At 72.3% G+C, this 20945-nt stretch carries 15 protein-coding genes and 1 pseudogene; 9 read left to right on the top strand and 7 right to left on the bottom strand.

Features of this window, described 5'->3' with window-relative positions; all coding sequences use genetic code 11:
• The first annotated feature begins 31 nt into the window (after positions 1–31).
• The 3 genes from LNW72_RS23450 (at position 32) to LNW72_RS41715 (ending at position 2104) form a co-directional block, all read left to right on the top strand.
• On the top strand, positions 32–436 hold the full coding sequence (locus tag LNW72_RS23450) for a peptidase inhibitor family I36 protein (RefSeq protein ID WP_250977193.1): 405 nt from the start codon (positions 32–34) through the stop codon (positions 434–436).
• Positions 437–545: 109 nt separating this feature from the next.
• On the top strand, positions 546–1535 hold the full coding sequence (locus LNW72_RS23445; RefSeq protein ID WP_250977192.1) for a hypothetical protein: 990 nt from the start codon (positions 546–548) through the stop codon (positions 1533–1535).
• 53 nt (positions 1536–1588) lie between these two features.
• Positions 1589–2104 carry a helix-turn-helix transcriptional regulator gene (locus tag LNW72_RS41715; RefSeq protein WP_308402011.1) on the top strand — a complete coding sequence of 172 codons (516 nt, stop codon included), beginning with the start codon at positions 1589–1591 and terminating at the stop codon, positions 2102–2104.
• Positions 2105–2199: 95 nt separating this feature from the next.
• Here LNW72_RS41715 and LNW72_RS42130 read toward each other — a convergent pair.
• Positions 2200–2304, bottom strand: a pseudogene (locus tag LNW72_RS42130) (hypothetical protein); the annotation flags it as partial.
• Positions 2305–3492 carry a cyclic dehypoxanthinyl futalosine synthase gene (gene mqnC / locus LNW72_RS23430; protein WP_138355183.1) on the bottom strand — a complete coding sequence of 396 codons (1188 nt, stop codon included), beginning with the start codon at positions 3490–3492 and terminating at the stop codon, positions 2305–2307.
• Positions 3493–3844: 352 nt separating this feature from the next.
• Here mqnC and LNW72_RS23425 point away from each other — a divergent pair, with 352 nt between their 5' ends.
• From LNW72_RS23425 to LNW72_RS23405, 5 genes are all read left to right on the top strand, one after another.
• On the top strand, positions 3845–5986 hold the full coding sequence (locus LNW72_RS23425) for a fibronectin type III domain-containing protein (protein WP_250977190.1): 2142 nt from the start codon (positions 3845–3847) through the stop codon (positions 5984–5986).
• A gap of 37 nt (positions 5987–6023) precedes the next feature.
• The gene (locus tag LNW72_RS23420; RefSeq protein ID WP_250977189.1) at positions 6024–7016 is read left to right on the top strand and encodes a MoxR family ATPase; all 993 of its coding nucleotides are present in this window, start codon (positions 6024–6026) and stop codon (positions 7014–7016) included.
• Positions 7016–8218, top strand: a complete 1203-nt coding sequence (locus tag LNW72_RS23415; protein WP_250977188.1) for a DUF58 domain-containing protein — start codon at positions 7016–7018, stop codon at positions 8216–8218. The genes LNW72_RS23420 and LNW72_RS23415 overlap by 1 nt, the downstream gene beginning before the upstream one ends.
• A complete protein-coding gene (locus LNW72_RS23410; RefSeq protein WP_250977187.1) occupies positions 8215–10494 on the top strand; it encodes a transglutaminaseTgpA domain-containing protein in 2280 nt (759 codons plus the stop codon). Before LNW72_RS23415 ends, LNW72_RS23410 begins: the two co-directional genes overlap by 4 nt.
• Positions 10495–10585: 91 nt before the next feature.
• On the top strand, positions 10586–12112 hold the full coding sequence (locus LNW72_RS23405; RefSeq protein ID WP_250977186.1) for a serine/threonine-protein kinase: 1527 nt from the start codon (positions 10586–10588) through the stop codon (positions 12110–12112).
• 42 nt (positions 12113–12154) lie between these two features.
• Here LNW72_RS23405 and LNW72_RS23400 read toward each other — a convergent pair whose 3' ends face one another.
• The 4 genes from LNW72_RS23400 to LNW72_RS23385 form a co-directional block, all read right to left on the bottom strand.
• Positions 12155–13768 (bottom strand): serine/threonine-protein kinase, encoded by a 1614-nt coding sequence (locus LNW72_RS23400; protein ID WP_250977185.1) that lies wholly within the window; start codon positions 13766–13768, stop codon positions 12155–12157.
• A gap of 97 nt (positions 13769–13865) precedes the next feature.
• Positions 13866–14162, bottom strand: a complete 297-nt coding sequence (locus LNW72_RS23395) for a WXG100 family type VII secretion target (protein ID WP_250977184.1) — start codon at positions 14160–14162, stop codon at positions 13866–13868.
• 85 nt (positions 14163–14247) lie between these two features.
• On the bottom strand, positions 14248–14901 hold the full coding sequence (locus LNW72_RS23390; protein WP_250980276.1) for a hypothetical protein: 654 nt from the start codon (positions 14899–14901) through the stop codon (positions 14248–14250).
• A gap of 20 nt (positions 14902–14921) precedes the next feature.
• Entirely contained in the window at positions 14922–15197 is a 276-nt protein-coding gene (locus LNW72_RS23385) for a hypothetical protein (RefSeq protein WP_250977183.1), read from the bottom strand.
• A 247-nt stretch (positions 15198–15444) separates the two neighbouring features.
• On the opposite strand from LNW72_RS23385, the gene LNW72_RS23380 reads away from it, so the two are divergent.
• Positions 15445–19854: an FtsK/SpoIIIE domain-containing protein gene (locus tag LNW72_RS23380; RefSeq protein WP_250977182.1), complete on the top strand. Its 4410-nt coding sequence runs from the start codon at positions 15445–15447 to the stop codon at positions 19852–19854.
• Positions 19855–19943: 89 nt separating this feature from the next.
• Here the strand turns inward: LNW72_RS23380 and LNW72_RS23375 are convergent, their stop codons facing one another.
• Positions 19944–20795, bottom strand: coding sequence for a menaquinone biosynthesis protein (locus LNW72_RS23375; protein WP_250977181.1), 852 nt, complete (start codon positions 20793–20795; stop codon positions 19944–19946).
• Between the last annotated feature and the right edge of the window lie 150 nt (positions 20796–20945).

The raw sequence follows: 20945 nt of genomic DNA, 5'->3' as shown, positions 1-20945 counted from the left end.
TCACGCACCACGCATCAGGGAGGAACGCCGCATGACGCACGTCGACCGCACCACTCTCCGCCGCACTCTCGCCACGACCCTGGCCCTGGCCGCGCTCGGCACCGCCTCGCTCGTCTGCGCGGGACCGGCCGACGCGCTGGGCAAGGACGGCAACCTGGAGCCGGGCGAACTGGGCCTGTACTACGCCCAGAACCGCACCAACCTGCTGTTCGACCTGTTCTACGCGGGTAACAACTTCGCCGGTGACCGGTACGCCGCCAACTTCAGCATCTCGCCCAACGACAACACCGAGTCGTACTGGAACCGCGACGCGCAGACGTGGAGCGTCTGGACGGACGCGTACCGCGCCGGGGTGCACGGGTGGATCCCGGCGTACACGTGGAGCAACGCCAGCACCAACTTCAAGAACAAGATCTCGTCCGCCAACCCCGGCTGATCCGCGGCCCCGCCGCTCCGTCCGCACCGCGGGAGGGGGCGGCGGAGCCCGTGCGCCGACCCGCGCCGATCCGCGCCGCCCGCTCCCCCGCGTCCCCCGGAGTCCGCCGATGCCCAGCCGCCGTGCCGCCGCCCCCGCTGCCTGCCTCGCCCTGCTCGCCCTTCTCCTGACGGGCCTCACGGGCTGCGGATCCGCCTCCGGCGCGGGTTCCGCGGAGGCGAAGTCCGGTGCGCCGGGGGACCGGGCGGAGCCGGCGGTCGGCGCGACGCCCGCGCTCCTCGACAGCAACGGGCTGACGTTCCCGATGGACGACTACCTCGTCCCGGCGGAGCAGCGGCAGGAGTTGCAGAAGGCCCAGGACGTCCTCATCGACCAGTGCATGCGGCGCTACGGCTTCCGCTACACCGCACCGGCACCGGCCGTCGGCACGGACGTCTACGGCGAGAACGGCCGCCGCTACGGCGTGTCCAGCCCGTCCCTGGCCGCCAGGTACGGCTACGGCGACCCGCCGCAGCAGGCCCCGGTCCGCGCCCCGCGCCCGGCCAGGGGGACCAACGAGTCCCTCGTCCTGGACGGCCCGCCGGACCTGGACCCCAAGTCCCTCCCCGCGAACCTGGAGGAGGCGGAGAAGGCCAGGACCTCCGACAAGAACACCGGGGTCGTCAACGGCGTCAAGATCCCCGTCGCGGGCTGCACGGGCGAATCGGGGCTCAGGCTCTACGCGCCCGACGCCGCCGCCGTCGACATCACCTTCCCGCAGAACCTCAACGCCGAGGCCAACGAGCGCTCCCGGCAGGACTCCCGGGTGGTGCGGGTGATCCGGGACTGGGCGGCGTGCATGGCCGGGCACGGCTACCGCGTCCCGTCGCCGCTGGGGGTGCCGGCGGCGCTGGGTCTGACCGATCTGTCGGGTGCGCGGGCGGTCACCACCGCCACCGCCGACGTCGCGTGCAAGCAGCAGGTGAACCTGGTGGGCGTCTGGTACGCCGTCGAGTCCGCCTACCAGAAGGCGCTGATCGAGAAGAACGCGGAAGTCCTCAAGAACTTCAAGGATCAGCAGCAGGCGCGGATGCGCCTGGCCGATTCGCTGTCCGGTTGAGTCGGGCTGATATAGCCTTCCGTTGCTCAAGTCCAGGCTTCCGGGGGGAATCCGTGCATCTGCTCTGCCCGGTGTGCGAGGTCTGCGGGACCGGACTACGCGACGATCCCCACCCCCACGGCAGCGCGGTCCTGGCGGGGCTGCGGCTGATCCCCGATCTGACGGGCCGTGAGCACGAGGTGCTGATGAGCCTGCGGGACGGCGCCTCGAACCGGGAGCTCGCCGAGGAACTCGGCATCACAGAACGTACGGTGAAACTGCACGTCGCGAGCCTGCGCTTCAAGCTCGGCGGCGTCTCACGGCTGCAACTCAGCCTGATCGCGCTGGTGCACCACGCCCGCGGCGGTCATGCCCGCCGGTGCACGAGCCGTCCGCCGACCACGGTGGCCACACAGGCGCCGCCGGCGTCGAACACCGCCAGGTCCGCCCGGCCGCCGGGAACGAGCGCGGGCGGCACGGATCCGGTGGGCACCCGCGTCAGACCGCCGCGGGCGGCGGCGGCCCGCAGGGCGGGATCCGTCAGATACCCGTCCACGACCGCTGTCGCCCCGAGCCGCAAGAGGGCGTGAATCCGCTCCCGCGGACTCGGCGCGTCCGGTACCGGTGCCGCGTGCACCAGCGCGGGGCCCAGGGCCCCGTGCCATTCCCGCACCCTCGCCTGCGGAAACTGCACGCGTAGCTCATCGGCCGTGCCGACCGCCGTGATCCGGTCGCCGGAGACCGCGACCGCCCGTCCGGTGCCACTGTCTCCGCTGTGGATCGTGAGCATTCAGTTGGCGGCGAGCAGCTTCAGCTCGGGGTGCGCCGTGCCGCCCTCGATCGCCGTCGACGACAGGTGCGAGACGGCGTGGTCGTTGACCGGGTCGTTCGCCGGGTCGTCGTGCACGACGAGGTGCTCGTAGGTGGTCGCGCGCTGCGCGGGCACCCGGCCGGCCGAGCGGATCAGCTGGATGATCTCCATCCGGTTCGAGCGGTGCTTGGCGCCGGCCGAGGAGACCACGTTCTCCTCCAGCATGATCGAGCCGAGGTCGTCCGCCCCGTAGTGCAGTGAGAGCTGGCCGACCTCCTTGCCCACGGTGAGCCAGGAGCCCTGGATGTGGGCGACGTTGTCCAGGAAGAGCCGGGCGACCGCGATCAGCCGCAGGTACTCGAAGATCGTGGCCTGCGTCTGTCCCTTCAGCTTGTTGTTCTCCGGCTGGTAGGTGTACGGGATGAAGGCGCGGAAGCCGCCCGTACGGTCCTGCACGTCACGGATCATGCGCAGGTGCTCGATGCGCTCGGCGTTGGTCTCGCCGGTGCCCATCAGCATCGTGGACGTCGACTCGACGCCCAGGTTGTGCGCGATCTCCATGATCTCCAGCCAGCGCTCGCCCGACTCCTTGAGCGGCGCGATGGCGGTACGCGGCCGGGCCGGGAGCAGCTCGGCGCCCGCGCCCGCGAAGGAGTCGAGGCCCGCGGCGTGGATCCGCCGGATCGCTTCCTCGGCCGTCACCCCGGAGATGCGGGACATGTGCTCGATCTCGGACGCGCCCAGCGAGTGGATGACCAGCTGCGGGTACGCCTTCTTGATCGCGGCGAAGTGCTCCTCGTAGTACTCGACGCCGTAGTCCGGGTGGTGGCCGCCCTGGAACATGATCTGGGTGCCGCCCAGCTCGACGGTCTCCGCGCAGCGGCGCAGGATGTCCGCGATGTCGCGCGTCCAGACCTTGTCGCTCTGCGGCGCGGCGTAGAACGCGCAGAACTTGCACGCGGTGACGCACGAGTTCGTGTAGTTGATGTTCCGCTCGATGATGTACGTCGCGATGTGCTCGGTGCCCGCGTACCGGAGGCGGCGCGCGGCGTCGGCGGCCGACCCGAGGGCGTGCAGCGGGGCGGAGCGATACAGGTCCAGCGCCTCCTCCGGGGTGATGCGGCCGCCGGCGGCGGCGCGATCGAGGACGGCTGCGTAATCGCTCACCGGTGCTGTCCCTTCCGAAGGGGTACAAGACGGACCAGCTCAGCGTACGCCAGACCCCGGACGGGCCCCTGGCCGGGCCGCCGGGTGTCCGGAGCGTCACATGCTTGTCACGGGGTGCCCTGCGCCCCTGACATCGCCCTCGCGGGCCGGATAATCTGCAGTCTCAAGACAAATGCTCGGTGACGACGGCTTGTGGTGCGGGACGGGGTTGGATATGGCGGGGGCCGGATCGACGAGGGGACTGCGTCCGCGCAGGCTCAGCGAAGAGACACTCGCCGCGGCGCCGGCGCCGGGCCGCGGGGCGGTCCTGAGACAGCGCGCGGGCTCCGCCGCCACCACCCTCTGGGCGACGATGCGCCCCACCCGCAACCGCAGTACCGGCTATCTCGCGATCGGCGCGGTCGGCGCCCTCATCGCCACCTCCGTCGCGGTCGGGGTCGGCGCCGCGGGCTCGATCCCGCAGCTCGCGGACATCGGCGCCTGGCTGGGCAGCAGCGGTTCCGGCGAGGCCGCGCACGCCAACGGTCTGACGGGTGACGTGGACGGCAAGGTCAAGCTGCCGGGCATGAACGGCCACTCCGTGACGATCGCGCAGGACGGCAGGACCGTCCTCGTGCTGGACCGGAAGACCGGCAAGGTCGTCCGGATCGACCCCTCGCAGCTCACCGCCGAGCAGTCGACGAACTACGGCACCAGCGGACTGCAGCTCGTCTCCGGCGGCACGTACGCGTATGTGGTGGACGCCGCGAAGGGCACGGTCCAGCGGATCGACCCGGCGCTGACCACCCCGACCGGGGACAAGGTCCAGCTGGGCCCGGGGCTCGGCACCGCGGCCGTCGACTCGCAGGGCACGCTCTGGGTTCCGCAGCCCGCCAAGGGCACCGTCGTCCCGTTCGTGAACGGGGCGAAGAGCGCCGAGGTCAAGGTCGCCGCCCCGGACCACGACCTGGTCCTGACCCTGGCGCAGGGCCGGCCGGTGGTGACCGACCGGACGGACGCCGTCACCAAGGTGCTGACCGTCGCCGGTACCCAGCAGACCTTCAACCTGCAGGGCGGCATCAACGACTCCGCCCCGCTGAAGATCCTGGTGCCCGCCACGACCGACAGCCCGATGGTGCCGATCCTCGCCTCCGACAGCGGCGCGCTCGCGCTCGTCGACGTCACCAGCGGCCAGTCCATCAACGCCAAGGTCCCGATCCAGGGGCACGCGCTGGGCGCGCCGCAGGTGCTGGGCAAGAAGGTGTACATCCCGGACGGGACCACCGGCAGCCTGCTCGTCTACGACACCGCGACCTCGGCGTTCCAGGACTCGGTGAACGTGACGAGGAAGCCGGGCAACCTGGAACTCTTCGTCCGCAACGGCCTGCTGTGGGTCAACGACCAGAACAACAACTCCGCCGCCGTCATCAACGCGGGCGGCGACGTCCACACCATCGGCAAGTACACGGACAAGGTGCCGACGGCCCGGAAGAAGAACGACAAGCCCGTCGAGGACAACGTGCCGTCCTCCCGGCCGACCCACCAGGCGCAGCAGCCGACCCGCCCGGGCAAGGGCCAGGGCGGCAACACCCGGCCGCCGACCCAAGCGCCGGCCACCACGCCGCCGCCGACCCAGGCGCCGCCGGCCACCCCGACGAAGAACTGCGCCATCAACTGGGAGGCGGGCTGCCCCGAACCGCAGACCCCCGGCACCCCACAGGCCCAGTCAGGCGACGGTTCCATCACCCTGACGTTCCAGCCGGCCTCCGGGCTCACCCCCAAGCGCTATCTGCTCAAGGGGGTGGGCAGCGGCCAGACCGCGACGCCGTCCGAGGTCGGCCCGAACGGGCCCTTCACCTTCCAGGTCGACGGCGGCGCCTGCGGTACGGAGTTCAGCTACACGGTCGTCGCGGAGTACGCGGGCGGCGCGGCGAGCAAGGAGTCGAAGTCCTCGGCCCCGGTCCGCCCCTGTGTCGCCCCCGGCGCCCCGCAGAGCCTCAAGATCAGCGACAACGGCGGCGGGCACGGCGCGAAGGTCAGCTGGAAGGCGCCCTCGGGCGCGTCCGGTGTCACCTACAAGGTGACCTGGCCGGGCGGCAGCCAGTCGACGCAGAGCACCAGCCAGTCGGTCACCGGTCTGGAGAACAGCAAGCAGTACGACGTCTCGGTGAGCACCAGCAACGCGGCGGGCTCGGGCGCGGCCACGAGCGGCACGATCGACCTGACGCCGCCGGACGTGACGATGAACATCACGCACAACAGCAACGACCCGGACCCGCTGGCGATCCGCTCCGACCCCAGTACCCAGACCGGCACCCGGGCGGGCAAGTTCCCCTCGAACTACACCGGAGCCGTCACCGTGCACTGCCGGACGACGGGCAGCTCGGAGCGCCAGCCGTACGACAACGTCACCAGCAACGTCTGGGGCAAGATCTCGTCCGGCTACGGAAACGGCTACGTCGCCGACATCTACCTGGACTCACGCTTCAACTCCGCCGTCTGGGAATGCCAGTGACCCCTCCCCCCTCCCACAACCGAAGTGCGAGCACGTCATGAGCGTTCCCCCGCAGTACCAGCAGAACGACGCCGTCGCGCTCTTCGCCCAGTGCTTCCACGCGCTCGGGGACAACATCGAGCGGGTCGTCAAGGGCAAGCGCGACACCGTCGAGCTGGCGCTGACCTGCCTGTTCGCGGAGGGGCACCTGCTCATCGAGGACGTGCCGGGGACGGGCAAGACGACGCTGGCGCGCTGCCTGGCCGCGTCGATCGAGGCGAACTTCGCGCGGGTGCAGTTCACCCCGGACCTGCTGCCGTCCGACATCACCGGCGTGACGATCTACCGGCAGAACACCGGGACGTTCGACTTCCTGCCCGGCCCGGTCTTCGCGAACATCGTGCTCGGTGACGAGATCAACCGCGCCTCGCCCAAGACGCAGTCGGCGATGCTGGAGGTCATGGAGGAGCGCCGGGTCACCGCCGACGGCAAGACCCACCCGGTGCCGCGCCCCTTCATGGTGCTCGCCACGCAGAACTCCGTGGACATGGGCGGTACCTACGCGCTGCCCGAGGCGCAGCTGGACCGCTTCCTGATGCGCGTCACGGTCGGCTACCCGGACCACGCCTCGGAGGTCGCGGTGCTCACCGGCTCCGCCGCCAACACCTCGCCCGACTCCCTCTCGACGATCGCCACCTCGCACCACATCGCGGAGTTCATCCAGGTCGCGACGCAGGTGCAGGTCGCCGAGCAGCTCTACGACTACATCGTGCGGGTCGTCGCGGCGACCCGCACGCTGCCCGACGTCCGGCTGGGCGCGTCCCCGCGCGGATCCGTCGCGCTGCTGCGCGCCATCCGGGTGCGGGCCGCCTCCCAGTCGCGCGGCTACGCGCTGCCCGAGGACGTCAAGGCGCTCGCCGTGCACGTCCTCGCGCACCGGCTGATCCTGACCCCGGAGGCCGAGTTGAGCGGCCGTACCGGCGCGGACGTCATCGCCGAGGTGCTGGCGACGGTGCCGGTGCCGCAGGCGGCCGGCGGGGCGCGGATCTGATGCCCGCGGCCGACGCCACCGCCCGTTCGGGCGCCGGCCCGCTGTCCGCCACCGGCTGGGGCACCCTGCTGGCCGGTGCCGCCCTGCTGGCCGCCGGCTACGGGTACGGGTACGGAGAGGCCGCGGCGCTCGGGCTGACCTGCCTGGCCGCGGTCGTCACGGCCGTGGTCTGGACGGTGCCGAAGCCGCAACTGGCCGCGGAACGCCGGATCGCGCCGCGCAAGGTCGGCCGGGGCGACCGGGCGGACGGCATCGTCACGCTCACCAACACCGGCACCCGCACCCGGCGCGGGCTGCGCGCCACCGACATGTGCGGCGACCAGCCGCTCACCATGGACGTGCCGGTGCTGCGCGCGGGCGGCTCGCAGGAGCTGCACTACGCGCTGCCGACCGCCCGGCGGGGCAGGATCACCGTCGGCCCGCTGCGGCTGGAGCGCACCGACCCGCTCGGGCTCGCGCGCCGGATCCGTTCCTACGGCTCCGCCGACACCCTCGTCGTCCGGCCGCGCATCTGTCTGCTGCCGGTGCTGCCGTCCGGCAAGGCGCACCATGTCGAGGGCCCGACCTCGGACACCGCCGACGACGGGTCGCTGACCTTCCACGCGCTGCGTGAGTACGTGCTCGGCGACGATCTGCGCCGGGTGCACTGGCGGTCCACCGCCCGCACCGGCACGCTCATGGTGCGGCAGATGGTCGACGTGTCGCTGCCGCACACCACGCTGGTGCTGGACACCCGGCCCGGCGCGTACGTCTCGGACGACGACTTCGAGCTGGCCGTCGACGCGGCCGCGTCCATCGCGTACGCCGCCGCCCGCTCCAACTTCCCGGTGCACGTGCTCAGCGAGGCGGGCCCGATCCTGCACACCGACGGTTCCGGCAACGACGCCGACGCGCTCCTCGACCGGCTCGCGCTCATCGGCCGCTCCGACCGGAAGTCGGCCGCGTCGGCCTTCGACGGGCTGGAGCACCACCGGGGCGGCGGTTCGCTGGTCGTCGTCACCGGCACCGGCGACACCGACGGGCTGACGGCGCTCGGCCGGGTCAGACGGCGCTTCGACCGGGTGACGATGCTGCGCACCGGCCAGGACATGGCCGCGCCCGACGCGCAGGGCGTGTCCAGCGCCACCGTCGACGTACCGCAACTGCACATCGCGTCCCTGGACGCCCTGCTGGCCGGCTGGCGCTGGGAGGCGGTCCGTTGAGCGCCACCACGCGTCCCGCGCGCACCGCGCCGCTGCCGCCGCAGGGCGGCGGCCCGAACTGGGACTGGGCCGCGCCCGCGCCCACCGGGCCGAGCGCCGAACGTCCGAAGACCCCGGTCACGACCCGCGGCGACGGCCTCGGGCGCGCCCGCCGCCTGTGGTCGCTGCTGCCGGTCGCGGCACTGCTCGCCGTCTCCGGCCTGGGCTGGCACCGGGTGTTCAGCACCCGCGACCTGCTGCCGGTGCTCGCGGTGTCCGTCCTCGCGCCGATCGCCCTGTCCGCGCTGCTGTCGGGCGCCCTGTCCCGCAAGGGCCGCACCGGCCCGCTCTGGCCGTCCGTCCTGCTGACGGTCGCCGCCTGGACCGGCACGGTCTGGCTGACGATGTTCCGGGACGGCGGACCGCGCGCCATCTGGCCCGCGCTGCTCGACGCCCCGCACGCCGTCCTGACCACCATCCTTCCCGTCCCCGGCGAAGCGCGGCTGCTGGTGCTGCCGCACGCGGTGCTGTGGCTCGCCGCGTTCGCCTCCGCCGAACTGGCGCTGCGCACCCGCACCCCGCTGCTCCCGGCGCTGCCCGCGGTGCTCGCCTTCGGCTTCCCGCTGGTGCTCGGCGTGGACGGCCCGGGGTCCAACTACCCGGTGGTCGCCGCGCTGGCCGCGCTCACCGCGCTGCTGGCGCTGATCCGGTCGCGGGTGAGCCTGTCCGTCCGCGGGCTGGTGCTCGGGCTGCCGGTGGTTCTCGGCCTGACCCTCATCGCATCGCTGGCCGGGACCGGCCTGCCGGGGATGGGCGCCGCGTACGACCCGCGGGACGCGATCACCCCGCCCACCGTCCGTCCGGAGTCCATCAGTCCGCTGGACCAGGTCGCGGCGCTGATGCGCAGCGGCGACGCCAAGGTCTTCACCGTCCGCACCGCCGCCGAGACCAACTACCGGCTGGCGGTGCTGGACGCGTACAACGGCACCACCTGGTCCAGCACCGCCAAACTGGCCCGCACCGGCGGCCGGGTCCCCGCGGAACACGGCGTCGATCCGGGCAAGCGGCAGGAAGTCACCCAGCGCTTCACCGTCCAGTCGCTGCCCGGCATCTGGCTGCCGGCCGCCGACCGGCCCTCGGCCGTGACGCTGCCGGACCACACGGAACTGTCGGTGGACCCGGCCGCCGGTGTGCTGGCCACCGACCGGACGGCGCCCACCGGCTTCAGCTACACGGCCGTGTCCCAGCTGCCGGTCTACGACGTGCAGCGGCTGCAGTACGCGCCGGCCGCCGACGACCCGGCGCTCGTCGAACTCCCGCGCACCGACGCGGCCGACCAGCCGATCCCGTCCGTCGCGTCCTTCACGAAGATCGCCGCGAAGGCCACCGAAGGGAGCTCGTTCCCGTACGAGCAGGCCGTGAAGCTCGCCGACTGGCTGCGCGCGTCCTACCAGTTCGACCCGCGGGCCATCCCCGGCCACACCTACCGCGGCCTGGAGTTCTTCCTCACCGACGGCAAGCGCGGCACCTCCGAGCAGTTCGCCGCCTCATTCGCGGTGCTCGCCCGCACCCTGGGGCTGCCCTCCCGGGTGGTGGTCGGCTTCCGGCCCGGCACGAAGACCGGCGCCGACACCTGGCAGGTGACGGGCAAGGACGTACTGGCCTGGCCCGAGGTGGAGTTCAAGGGCATCGGCTGGGTCCCCTTCTACCCGACCCCGGGCACCACGTCGAAGGACGGCAGTTCGGTCGCCCCGGCCGGCCAGCCGAAGGACCGCAAGACGGTCGACCAGCAGATCACCGACCAGCCGCGGCCGTCCGCACCGCCCAAGGCCGCCGGCACCCCGCGGCCGACGGCCGCACCGGCCGCCGGCACCCCCTGGTGGATCTACGCCCCGGCCGGCGCCCTGCTGCTCGTCCTCGGCTATCTGCTCTACGCGGCCTGGCTGCCCTGGCGGCGGCGGGCCAGGCGGCGCGGCGCCGCCGACGTACGGCAGCGGGTGCTCGGCGCCTGGCAGCAGATCGTCGACCGGCTCACCGAGATCGGGCTGCCCGCCACCGGGGCGCACACCGCGGAGGAGGTCGCCGCGTTCGGGGCGACCCGGGTGGGCGGCGCCGCCGGCGAGCATCTCCCGGATCTCGCCCGCCTGGTGAACGAGGTCGGCTACGCCGGCCGCACCCCCGACCCGGCGTCGGCCGACGCCGCCTGGGCCCACTGCGACGCCATCGAACGCGTCGTGCTCCGCACCATCCCCAGACGCGACCGGATCGGCCGCGCGCTGCGGCTCCGGAGGGGTTGACCGCCTCCGGCCAGAGGGCGCATGCGCCGACCCGGCGGGCTGCGGGAGGCGGTAGGTTGTCGTGAGACGCGTGAGGCACGGGAGGACAACGGTGGACCGGACGCCGGGAAGGCGCGGGCAGGGCGCGACGGAGAACCCGGAGGGTGACGAGGGTTCCGTCGCCGTACCCCAGCAGACGTCGGCGGAGGGATACCGCCTCCCGCCGGGCTACAAGCTGCTCCGGCAGGCCGGCACCGGCCGCCACAGTTCCGTTCTGCTGTGCGCCGAGGAGGCGACCGGCGCCGAGGTGGCCGTCAAGCTGCTCGCCGTCACGGTCGACGACGAGAGCACCCGGCTCGCCGCGCACTCCGAACTCCTGTCCGCTGGCGCCGCCGCCCGGCACCCCTGCTCGGTGACCGTCGAGGACGCCGGCTTCACCGCCGACCACCGCCCGTACCTGGTGGAGCAGTTCTGCCGTGGCGGCAACGCGCAGGCGAAGCTCGCCAACTCCGGGCCGTTCCCCGTCGACGAGACGATCGTCATCGGCACCCGGCTGGCGCTGGCGCTGCACTCCGCGCACCGCCGCGGGGTGCTGCACCTGGACGTCCGCCCGGCGAACATCCTCTTCGACGAGAACGGTGACGCGCTGCTCGCGGACCACGGTCTCGCGCGGGTCCTGCAGCGCTCCGCGCCGCAACTGGGCGCGGTCTTCGACCCGATGTTCGTGCCGCGCGAGCTGTTCGGCTGGGAGAAGCCGGGCCCGGCGGCCGATGTGTACTCCCTCGGCGCGACGCTGTACGCGCTGCTCAACGGCGAACCGGCGTACGCGGACGCGGGCCGCACCTCGTGGTCCGCGCTCTACGCGGAGGTGCTGCGCGGCGAACTGCCGTACCCCGCCCACCGTCACGACATACCGGACCCGCTGCTGATCCTGGTCCGCAGGATGATGTCGGCGAACCCGGAAGGGCGCCCGCCGCTGACGGAGGTGCACCGCTCCCTGCGGTCGCTGCTGTCGCCGTCGGCCGCGACGAAGGTGCCGGCGCTGGAGCCGGAACCGGCGATGGAGTCGCCGCTGCCGGGCTGGGACCCGGCGGACGATCTGACGCCGGAGGAGCAGGCGGCCGTCGAACAGGCGGGCGCGCGGGCGCAGGACGAGGCCAAGCGGCAGTCGCGCAAGCGGCTGATCGCGGCGACCACGGCGCTGGTGGTGTTCGCCGCGGCGGCGACCACGGCCACGCTGGTGCTGCGCGACCGCAGCTCGAAGCCCCAGCCGAAAGCTTCCTCCAGCGCTTCCACGGCTCCCGGCCCGACGTCGAGCGCCGCCCCGGTGCAGGTGCCGGCGGACAAGCTGCCGGGTCTGATGCCGCAGAACGTGCAGGCCGTGAAGGCCAACGGAAATGTGCAGATCACGTGGAAGCCTCCGACGCAGGCCGCGCAGGTCGCCGGCTATGTCGTGCGGGCCGTGGTGCCGGGTGGCGGCGAGCCGCTGCAGAAGACGCCGAACGGCAATGAGCCCGCGGTGGTGTTCACGGCCGGGTCGGTCACGGCCGATACGTGCTACACCGTCAACGCGGTGATCTCGGTGGACGGGAAGTTCCAGTTCGCGCCGTCCAAGGAGCTGTGCAAGACGGCCGGCTGAGTACCGTTCGGCCCCCGCGGCGACCTGCGACCACTTGATCCTCTACTTGATCTTCTTCAGGTCGCCGCTGGGGTGGCCGGCCGCCGCGTCGTTGGTGGTGTAGGTCAACGTCAGGGCGTCCTTGAGGGTCAGCCGTTCCGCCGTGGCGCCCGGCGAACAGCCGCTCGTCGCGCCCGGATCACCGGCCGTCGAGTCGAAGACCAGCACCCTGGTGGTTGCGGACACCAGCTTCCACGTGCCTCCGCAGTGCAGGACTCCCAGCAGGTCCACGGTGCTCTCGGCGACGATCCCGCCGACCCGTCCCGCCTTGACGGTGACCGTCAGGACCCCGTTGGGAACGCCGTTGGTGGAGACGGTGCCGCCCTGCCACGTGCCGATGAACACGGCGGGCACGGACCCGGTGGCCGCGCCGGTGTCCGTGGCCGGGGTGCCGGTGGACGGGGTGCCGCTGCCCGGCCCGCCGCCGGCGGTACCGCCCGGCTGGTCCTCCGGCCGCAGCAGGACCACCACGGTCGCGGCGACGGCGGCGACCAGCAGCACGGCCACCGCGGCCAGCAGCCTGCGGCGCCCGCGGCGGACGGGAGGCTGCTCCGGCGCGGAACGCGCACCCGGGTTCGGGGCGCCCGGTACCGCGTCGCGCGGCCCCGACGTCTCCATGCCGAAGGAGTGCGAGGTCGCGGGCGGCGGCCCGAACGAGCCGTAGGCCGAACCGAGGTGCGCCCCCGCGGGCGTCACCTCGGAGCGCGTCGACAGCGGAGCCGCCTCCAGGTCCAGCAGTTCGACCATATGACGGCCGAGCTGCGCCATCAGCGGCCGGGAGAGCCAGCCCTGGCGCACCAGCGCGGCGGCCCCGTCGGGCGACAGCCGGGCCGCGAGCTGGGCGGGAGTGGGGCGGACGGCCGGGGCCTTGGCGAGGCAGGACTCCACCACGTCGCGCAACTCGGGTGGCACACCGTCGAGTTCCGGTTCCTCGTGGGCGACCTTGTAGAGCAGCGAGGCGGCGCTGTCGCCGCTGAACGGGCCGTGTCCGGTCGCCGCGAAGGCGAGCACGGCGCCGAGTGCGAAGACGTCGGAGGCCGCGCCGAGCGGCCGGGCGAGCACCTGCTCGGGCGACATGTAGCCCGGCGAGCCGACGACCACCCCGCTGCCGGTGACGGACGCGCCGGAGGCGTCCATGGCGCGCGCGACACCGAAGTCGATGAGCACAGGACCGTCCAGCGAGAGCATCACGTTGGACGGTTTGATGTCCCGGTGCAGCAGGCCGAGCCGGTGCACCGCGTCGAGCGCCTCGGCGAGCCCGGCACCCAGCGTCCGCACCCCGCTCGGCGGCAGCGGCCCGAACTCGGTGACGGCGTCGGCGAGGGTGGGTCCCGCGATGTAGCCGGTGGCGATCCACGGCACCGGCGACTCGGTGTCCGCGTCGAGCACCGGAGCGCTCCAGGCCGCGCCCACCAGCCGGGCGGCGTCCACCTCACGGCGGAAGCGGGTGCGGAACTCGGTGTCCTCGGCGAGCTCGGAACGGACCACCTTCACCGCGACCGTGCGCCCGCCGGGGCTGCGGCCGAGATAGACCCGGCCCATCCCACCCGCTCCGAGCCGTCCGAGCAGACGGTACGGGCCGATCGACGACGGATCTGTCGTAGCCAACGGCTGCATCAGAGCCTCCTCTGAGCGGAGTGTGCCCCCGGGCGGCGCCCGTGACGCACGATGCGCCGCAGCGGTGATCCGCTGCGGCGCATCCGTTGCCGCCCGATCAGTGGCCGAGGCCCTTGGCGAGCTCCTCGTCCGCGGACTGGAACGCGTGCGCGGCGCTCTCGAGGAACTTGCCCATGCCCTCAAGACCCTCGATGGTCTTGGTCGCACCGGTGTTGAACTCGGTGTACGACTGGTCGAACTGCTTCGAGGAACGGTCGGTCACATAGCCGCCGTTCACCAGGCCCTGAACAAACTTGTGCAGCGTGTTCAGCTTCTCGGTGATCTCGGCCTGGCCCGTCTTGAGCTTGCTGGCCGCGTCACGCATGTCCTGGTATGTAACGTTCACATTAGACATAGAGGAATACCTTCCATTGGCCTTGCCGCAGGGCCGACCCCCGTGGCCTTCGAGTCGCAGATTGATGTGATGGTCTGCGGAAGCCTCAGCTTACGGGTGAGGACGGCGCGGGTGCAGTCTGCGGTTCCCGGTAGCGGAACGTCGAGGTCACAGCGTCGAATACGTCGAAGAACGAGTCCGCGAGATCGAGGATCGGACTGCTGCAGGCGACCAGCGCGACCCGGTCCCCGCCGCCCGGCAGCGGGATGAATGTCTGCATCAGCACCGTGCGTACGGTTCTGCTGTCGCCGGGGATCTCGATGTCCTCGATCCCGTACGTACGGGCGGCGGCTCCGGTCTCCGGGATCTCCACCGTCGTCACCTTCCGCCACGCGTCCCCCTCGCGCCGGGCCGGCTTCTCCCGCAGCCCCGCGACGATCGACGCGGGATCCGTGGCCAGCAGTTGGCCCTCGGGCGTCCGCGCGCCGACCAGCGACACGGTGACGGACGCGGTCAGCGGCATCCCGCCGAAGTTCTGCGCCATGCAGCCGATGTACACCGCCCCGCTGTCGTACGCCTCACGCGCCGCCCTGCGCAGGAACTTGGCGAGCACGTCACGGTGCTCCCCGATCGCCGGGTTCTCCTGCACCCGCTGCGCCATCAGCTTGCGGATGCTCTCGTCCCGGCTGGCCGGGTGCAGGTCGAACTCCCACCATGTCATCGGCACGGTGAGCGAGAAGCCCTCCCGCTCGACCGGCATCACCCGCGGAGTCGCACTCACTACTTGTCGCCCTCACCCTTTGCCGCTTTCGCCAGGTCGTCGGCGAGTTGCTTGTCGGCCTTCCGGATCTCGCGCACCGCGGTGTTGGCCATCTTGGCCAGCCCCTCCAGGTGCCCGTCGATCTCCTTCCGGCCGTCCTTCCAGTTGTGCTCGAAGCTGTCCAGCGCGTCGGCGACCTTCCCGGAGCCGAGCTTCGCCTCGTAGGACTCGAAGAGCTTGCGCGTGCCGTTCATCGTGGTCCGTACGGCATCGAGGTTGGAGGCAAAATCCTCCAAACCGCCGAGATCCACCTTCAATCGGTCAGGACTACCCATACTTCCCCCGTCGGTTCTGCCGCCGCCCGCCGCTCACGGCTTCCGCGTCCAATGCCCGCCAATTCTCTCACTCTTGACCCACCGAGCGTCAGGACACCTTCTGCCATGGGCCCGGTTCCGGCCCATGCGGCCGGTGCGTTGTCGGGGACCTGTTGCATGATGGTCAACAGCAAATACCAGTAGTGCTCAGTGGTGCAGGGGGACGGCAGTGGAACTCCAGCTCAGCGTGATCGACCCGGTCCGTGACGACCGTGCGGACATGCTGGTCGACGCCGACCCCGCGGCGCCCGTCGGCGCGCTCGCGGCGGAGATCGGCCGGCTGCTCGGACGTCCGGACGACGGACAGGGCCCGCCCACCCTGCACATCAACGGCTTCCAGATCGACCCCGAGCTGAGCCTGGACGCCTCACCGGTGCGCGACGGCGCGGTGGTCAGCGTCGCCGCGCCGGACGCCTGCCCGGCGCCCGACGCCCAGGGGACGGTGGAAGTCCGGATCGTGGGCGGCCCCGACGCGGGCGGCGTGCACCGGCTCGGTCCCGGCGTCGCCGTCGTCGGCAGCGGGCCCGACGCGTGGATCCGGCTCAACGACCCGGCGCTGCCGCACTCCGCGGTGGAGGTGGACGTCGCGGTCGACGGGACGGTCACCGTCCACCCGTCCTTCGGCAGCTCCGCCACCATCGACGGCAAGCCGCTCAACGACGCGAGCCCCTGGCGGCCGCGCAGCGTCGTCGCCGCCGGACAGACCCTGCTGGAACTGAGCCTGCCGAGCTTCCCCGACACCGCGCTGAAGCCCTCGGAGGACGGCACCGGTCTCGACTACAACCGGCCGCCGCGCATCACCCCGCCGCCGCGGCCGACCAAATTCCAGCTGCCGAGCAAGCCCAAGCAGTCCGAGAACCGCCCCATGCCCTGGCTGATGGCGGTCGTGCCGCTGTTCGGCGCGGTGATCATGGCGATGATGATGCACCAGCCGCGCTTCCTCTTCATGGCGGTGCTCAGCCCGATCGCCATGGTCGGCAACTACATGAACGACAAGAAGCACGGCAAGAAGTCGTTCCGCCAGACCAACGCCGACTACGAGACGCACAAGGAGTCGATCGAGCGGCAGGCCCGCAAGGCCATGGCCGCCGACACCGCCGCCCGCCGCACCCAGGCGCCGGACCCGGCCGAGGTGCTGGTCGCCGCGACCGGACCGAGCCAGCGGCTGTGGGAGCGGCGGCGCTCCGACCCGGACTACGGGATGCTGCGCGTCGGCACCGGCACCCTCCCCACCGAGGTCCAGGTCGCGGACCCGGCCCAGGAGGAGCACAAGCGCAACGAGGCCCGGAAGCTGTCCGACGTTCCGGTGACCGTCCCCATGCAGCAGCACGGCGTGCTCGGCGTCGCCGGCCGCGGTGAACTGCCGCGCGCCATCGGCCGCTGGCTGGTGGCCCAGGCCGCCGCCCTGCACTCCCCCGCCGACCTGCAGATCTGCGTACTCACCGACCCCAGCGGCCGCGAGGGCTGGGAGTGGGTGCGCTGGCTGCCGCACGCCAGGGCCCGCGAGGGACAGTCCGCGCTGGCCCTGATCGGCACCGACGCCGACAGTGTCGCCCGCCGGATCAGCGAGCTGCTCGCCCAGGTCACCTCCCGCCAGGACGCGGCCCGCGAGGCCGGCTCCCAGCCCAACCAGGCCTGGGGCGGCCCCACGATCCTCGTCGTCCTCGACGGCTCCCGGCGGCTGCGCGCGCTGCCCGGCCTCACCCAGGTGCTGCGCGACGGCCCCCGCGTCGGCATCCACCTCATCTGCCTCGACGCCGACCGCCGGCTGCTCCCCGAGGAGTGCCGCGCGCTCGTCGAGGAGGACTACTACGGGCTGCTGCAGGTCTCGATGGCCGGCATCGAGCCGGTCTCCGAGGTGCGGCCCGACTGTGTGACCGCCGCGTGGGGCGAGCAGATGGCCCGGGCGATGGCCCCGATCCGCGACGTCAGCGGTGACGAGGGATCGGCCCTGCCGGACTCCTGCCGGCTGCTCGACGTGATCGAGATGGAGCCGCCCACCGTCGGCGGGATCGCCGCCCGCTGGAGCATGGGCGGCCGCTCCACCCAGGCCGTCGTCGGCTCGTCCTTCGACGGCGCGTTCGCCATCGACCTGGTCCGCGACGGGCCGCACGGCCTGGTCGCCGGCACCACCGGTTCCGGAAAGTCCGAGCTGCTGCAGACCATCGTCGCGTCGCTGGCGGTCGCCAACCGGCCGGACGCGATGACGTTCGTCCTCGTCGACTACAAGGGCGGCGCGGCCTTCAAGGACTGCGTGAAGCTGCCGCACACCGTCGGCATGGTCACCGACCTCGACACGCACCTGGTGGAACGGGCCCTGGAGTCGCTCGGCGCCGAACTGCGCCGCCGCGAGCACACCCTCGCGGCAGCCGGCGCCAAGGACCTCGAGGACTACATCATCGCGATGCGCACCAACCCGGGGCTCGCGGCGATGCCCCGACTGCTCATCGTCATCGACGAGTTCGCGTCCATGGCCCGTGAGCTGCCGGACTTCGTCACCGGCCTGGTCAACATCGCCCAGCGAGGCCGTTCGCTCGGCATCCACCTCATCCTCGCCACCCAGCGACCCTCGGGTGTGGTCTCCCCCGAGATCCGCGCCAACACCAACCTCCGCATCGCGCTCCGCGTCACCGACGCCAGCGAATCGTCCGACGTCATCGACGCCCCCGACGCCGGATACATCGCCAAGTCCACCCCGGGCCGGGCGTATGTGCGGCTCGGCGCGTCGTCGCTGCTGCCGTTCCAGTCCGGACGCGTCGGCGGCCGGCGGCCCGGCCAGGTCGCCACGAAGGCGCCCGCGCCGTGGACCGTGCAGATCAGCTGGGACGGCCTCGGCCGCCCGGTCCCGGAACGGCCGGCCGGCCCCCGCACCAACGACGACGACCTGCTGACCGACCTCGCCGTCCTCGTCGAGGCCATCCAGGGCGCCAACGAGCAGCTGGGGCTGCCGCCGCAGCACAGCCCGTGGCTGCCCGCGCTCACCGAACGCATGGTCATCGACGAGCTGGAGACCCCGGTCAACGTCTCCCGCGACGGCCTGCTGCCGGCCCCGTACGCGGTCGACGACCTGCCGAGCGAGCAGGCGCGGCGCACCGCCTCCATCGATCTGACGACCTTCGGTCACCTGATGATCGCGGGCGCCCCGCGCATGGGCCGCTCGCAGACGCTGCGCACCATCGCCGGCTCGCTGGCCCGCTCCAACTCCTGCGCCGATGTGCACCTGTACGCGCTGGACTGCGGGAACGGCGCGCTCCTGGCGCTGTCCGCGCTGCCGCACTGCGGCGCCGTGGTCCGCTCCAACGAGGCGGACCGCGCGGTCCGGCTGATCGGCAAGCTCGCCGCCGAGGTGCAGCGCCGGATGGCGCTGCTCGGCGAGGGCGGCTTCACCGACATCAACGAGCAGCGGACCGGCGTCGCCGAGGCGGACCGGCTGCCGCACATCGTGCTGCTGCTGGACCGCTGGGAGGGCTTCACCCCCTCGCTCGGCGATCTGAACAACGGCTCGCTGACCGACACGATCTTCCAGCTGATGCGCGAGGGCGCGTCCGTCGGCATCCACGTGATCATGACGGGCGACCGGTCGCTGCTGCTCGGCCGGATCTCCACCCTCACCGAGAACAAGATCGCGCTGCAGCTCAGCGACTCGGGCGACCTGTCCCTCATCGGCCTCAACCCGCGCAAGATCCCCGCGAAGATCCCGCCGGGCCGGGCGTTCCGCGCCCAGGGCGCCACCGAGACCCATGTGGCGCTGCTCACCGAGGACCCCAGCGGCCAGGCCCAGTCCGCGGCCCTGCACGCCATCGGCGCCGCGGCCAAGGACCGGGACAGCGCCGTACCGCGGTCCCGGCGGCCGTTCCGGGTCGATGTGCTGCCCGCCCGGATCTCCTTCGAGGAGGCGTGGGAGATGCGCGACCCGCAGGAGATGCAGGCCATGCGCGGCGGCGGCCGGCTCTGGTCGATGGCGGCCATCGGCGGCGACCAGCTGACCGTGCTGGGCCCGAACCTCGCCGAGGGCACGCCCGCCTTCGTCATCGCGGGCCCCGCCCGCTCCGGGCGCAGCACCGCGCTGCTGACGATGACGCGCTCGTTCCTCACCGCCGGCACCCAGATCATCCTGGCCACCCCGCGCCGCCAGTCGCCGCTGCGCCGTCTCAAGCACGCCCCGGGCGTCGTGGGCTTCTTCGGCACCGACGAGATCACCACGGCCGAGCTCCAGGAGGCGCTGGCCCGCTTCAGCGGCCCCGGAGTGATCATCGTGGACGATGCGGAGCTGCTGCGTAACTGCGAGGCGGGGGACGTCTTCCAGTCCGTGGTCCGCAACGCGACCGGCAAGGACATCGGCCTGGTCATCGCGGGCGACGCGGACGACATCTGCGGCGGCTTCAACGGCTGGCAGGTCGAGATGAAGAAGGCCCGCCGCGGCCTTCTCCTGTCCCCGCAGAACATGTCGGACGGCGACCTGGTCGGCGTCCGGCTGCAGCGCGGCTCCATCGGCCAGGCCATCCAGCCCGGCCGCGGCCTGCTGCACCTGGGCGACGGCGAGGTCCGTACCGTCCAGGTCCCGCTGACCTCGCTGTAACAGCGGTCGCGCGGGGAGCACCGGTCACTCCGGGCGGCAGCGGTCACTCCGGAACGACAGCGGTCGCTCCGGTCCCGGGGGGCGCGTGGTCAGAGCAGTTCGACGCGCGCCTCCGCGGGAAAGCCGACGCGCCGGGCGAACTCGGCGATGCCGGTGAGCTGCCCGGCGCCGAGGGAGAAGTCGAGCGTCGTGAAGTACCGGCTCAGCAGCTCGGAGTCGAAGGACTCCCAGCGGGCGGCCTGCTCGGCGACCTTGTCGACCTCTTCCAGCGAGAGGTCACGGGAGGCGAGGAACGCGCGGTGCACCTCGCGGACCGCCTCCGGCTCGCGCTCGAAGTAGTCGCGGCGGGTGGCCCAGACGGCGAAGACGAACGGCAGCCCCGTCCAGTCCTTCCACATCTGGCCCAGGTCGTGCACCTGCAGGCCGAGCCGGGGCGCGTCGTGCAGGGAGGCCCGCAGGGCCGCGTCACCGATGAGCACGGCGGCCTGCGCCTCCCGCATCATCAGCGACAGGTCGGGCGGGCAGCTGTAGTAGTCGGGGCGCACCCCGTACCGCTCGGTGAGCAGCAGCTCGGCGAGGCGCACGGAGGTCCGGCTCGTGGAGCCGAGGGCGACCCGCTGACCGTCGAGCTGGTCGAGCGGCAGCTGGCTCACGATGACGCAGGACATGACGGGGCCGTCGCAGCCGACGGCGATGTCCGGGAGCGCCACCAGTTCGTCGGCGTGCCGCAGGTACTCCATGAGCGTGACGGGAGCGACGTCCAGGTCCCCGCGCACCAGCTGGGCGCTGAGTTTCTCCGGGGTGTCCTTGGTGAGTTCCAGGTCGAGGAGGGCTCCTGTCCTGGCAAGCCCCCAGTACAGGGGCACGCAGTTCAGGAACTGGATGTGGCCGACCCTGGGACGGGTCCGGCCGCTTTCGGCGTCAGGTGCAGATTTGTCCACATCAGGAGGCTAGTCCTGGTCCTTGCGGATCTTGTGGGCGGGCGGCGGAACAGCCCCTGGACGGGCCTCGAAAGGCCGATCTTGAGACCCTTCCCCACCCCTGAACCTGCGTGCTACTCTCCTCGCAAGTTGCAGTTTGGTTTCCCTTGC

Source organism: Streptomyces sp. RKAG293 (assembly GCF_023701745.1).
In the GTDB taxonomy this organism is placed as follows: domain Bacteria; phylum Actinomycetota; class Actinomycetes; order Streptomycetales; family Streptomycetaceae; genus Actinacidiphila.
This window is presented reverse-complemented; position numbering and strand designations above follow the sequence as displayed.

Excerpts from the sequence above, each read along its gene's own strand:
- LNW72_RS23400 (WP_250977185.1), bottom strand. The coding sequence starts at position 13,768 with ATGCAGCCGTTGGCTACGACAGATCCGTCGTCGATCGGCCCGTACCGT.
- LNW72_RS23415 (WP_250977188.1), top strand. The coding sequence starts at position 7,016 with ATGCCCGCGGCCGACGCCACCGCCCGTTCGGGCGCCGGCCCGCTGTCC.
- LNW72_RS23445 (WP_250977192.1), top strand. The coding sequence starts at position 546 with ATGCCCAGCCGCCGTGCCGCCGCCCCCGCTGCCTGCCTCGCCCTGCTC.
- LNW72_RS23390 (WP_250980276.1), bottom strand. The coding sequence starts at position 14,901 with ATGCCGGTCGAGCGGGAGGGCTTCTCGCTCACCGTGCCGATGACATGG.
- LNW72_RS23425 (WP_250977190.1), top strand. The coding sequence starts at position 3,845 with ATGCGCCCCACCCGCAACCGCAGTACCGGCTATCTCGCGATCGGCGCG.
- LNW72_RS23450 (WP_250977193.1), top strand. The coding sequence starts at position 32 with ATGACGCACGTCGACCGCACCACTCTCCGCCGCACTCTCGCCACGACC.
- LNW72_RS23395 (WP_250977184.1), bottom strand. The coding sequence starts at position 14,162 with ATGTCTAATGTGAACGTTACATACCAGGACATGCGTGACGCGGCCAGC.
- LNW72_RS23420 (WP_250977189.1), top strand. The coding sequence starts at position 6,024 with ATGAGCGTTCCCCCGCAGTACCAGCAGAACGACGCCGTCGCGCTCTTC.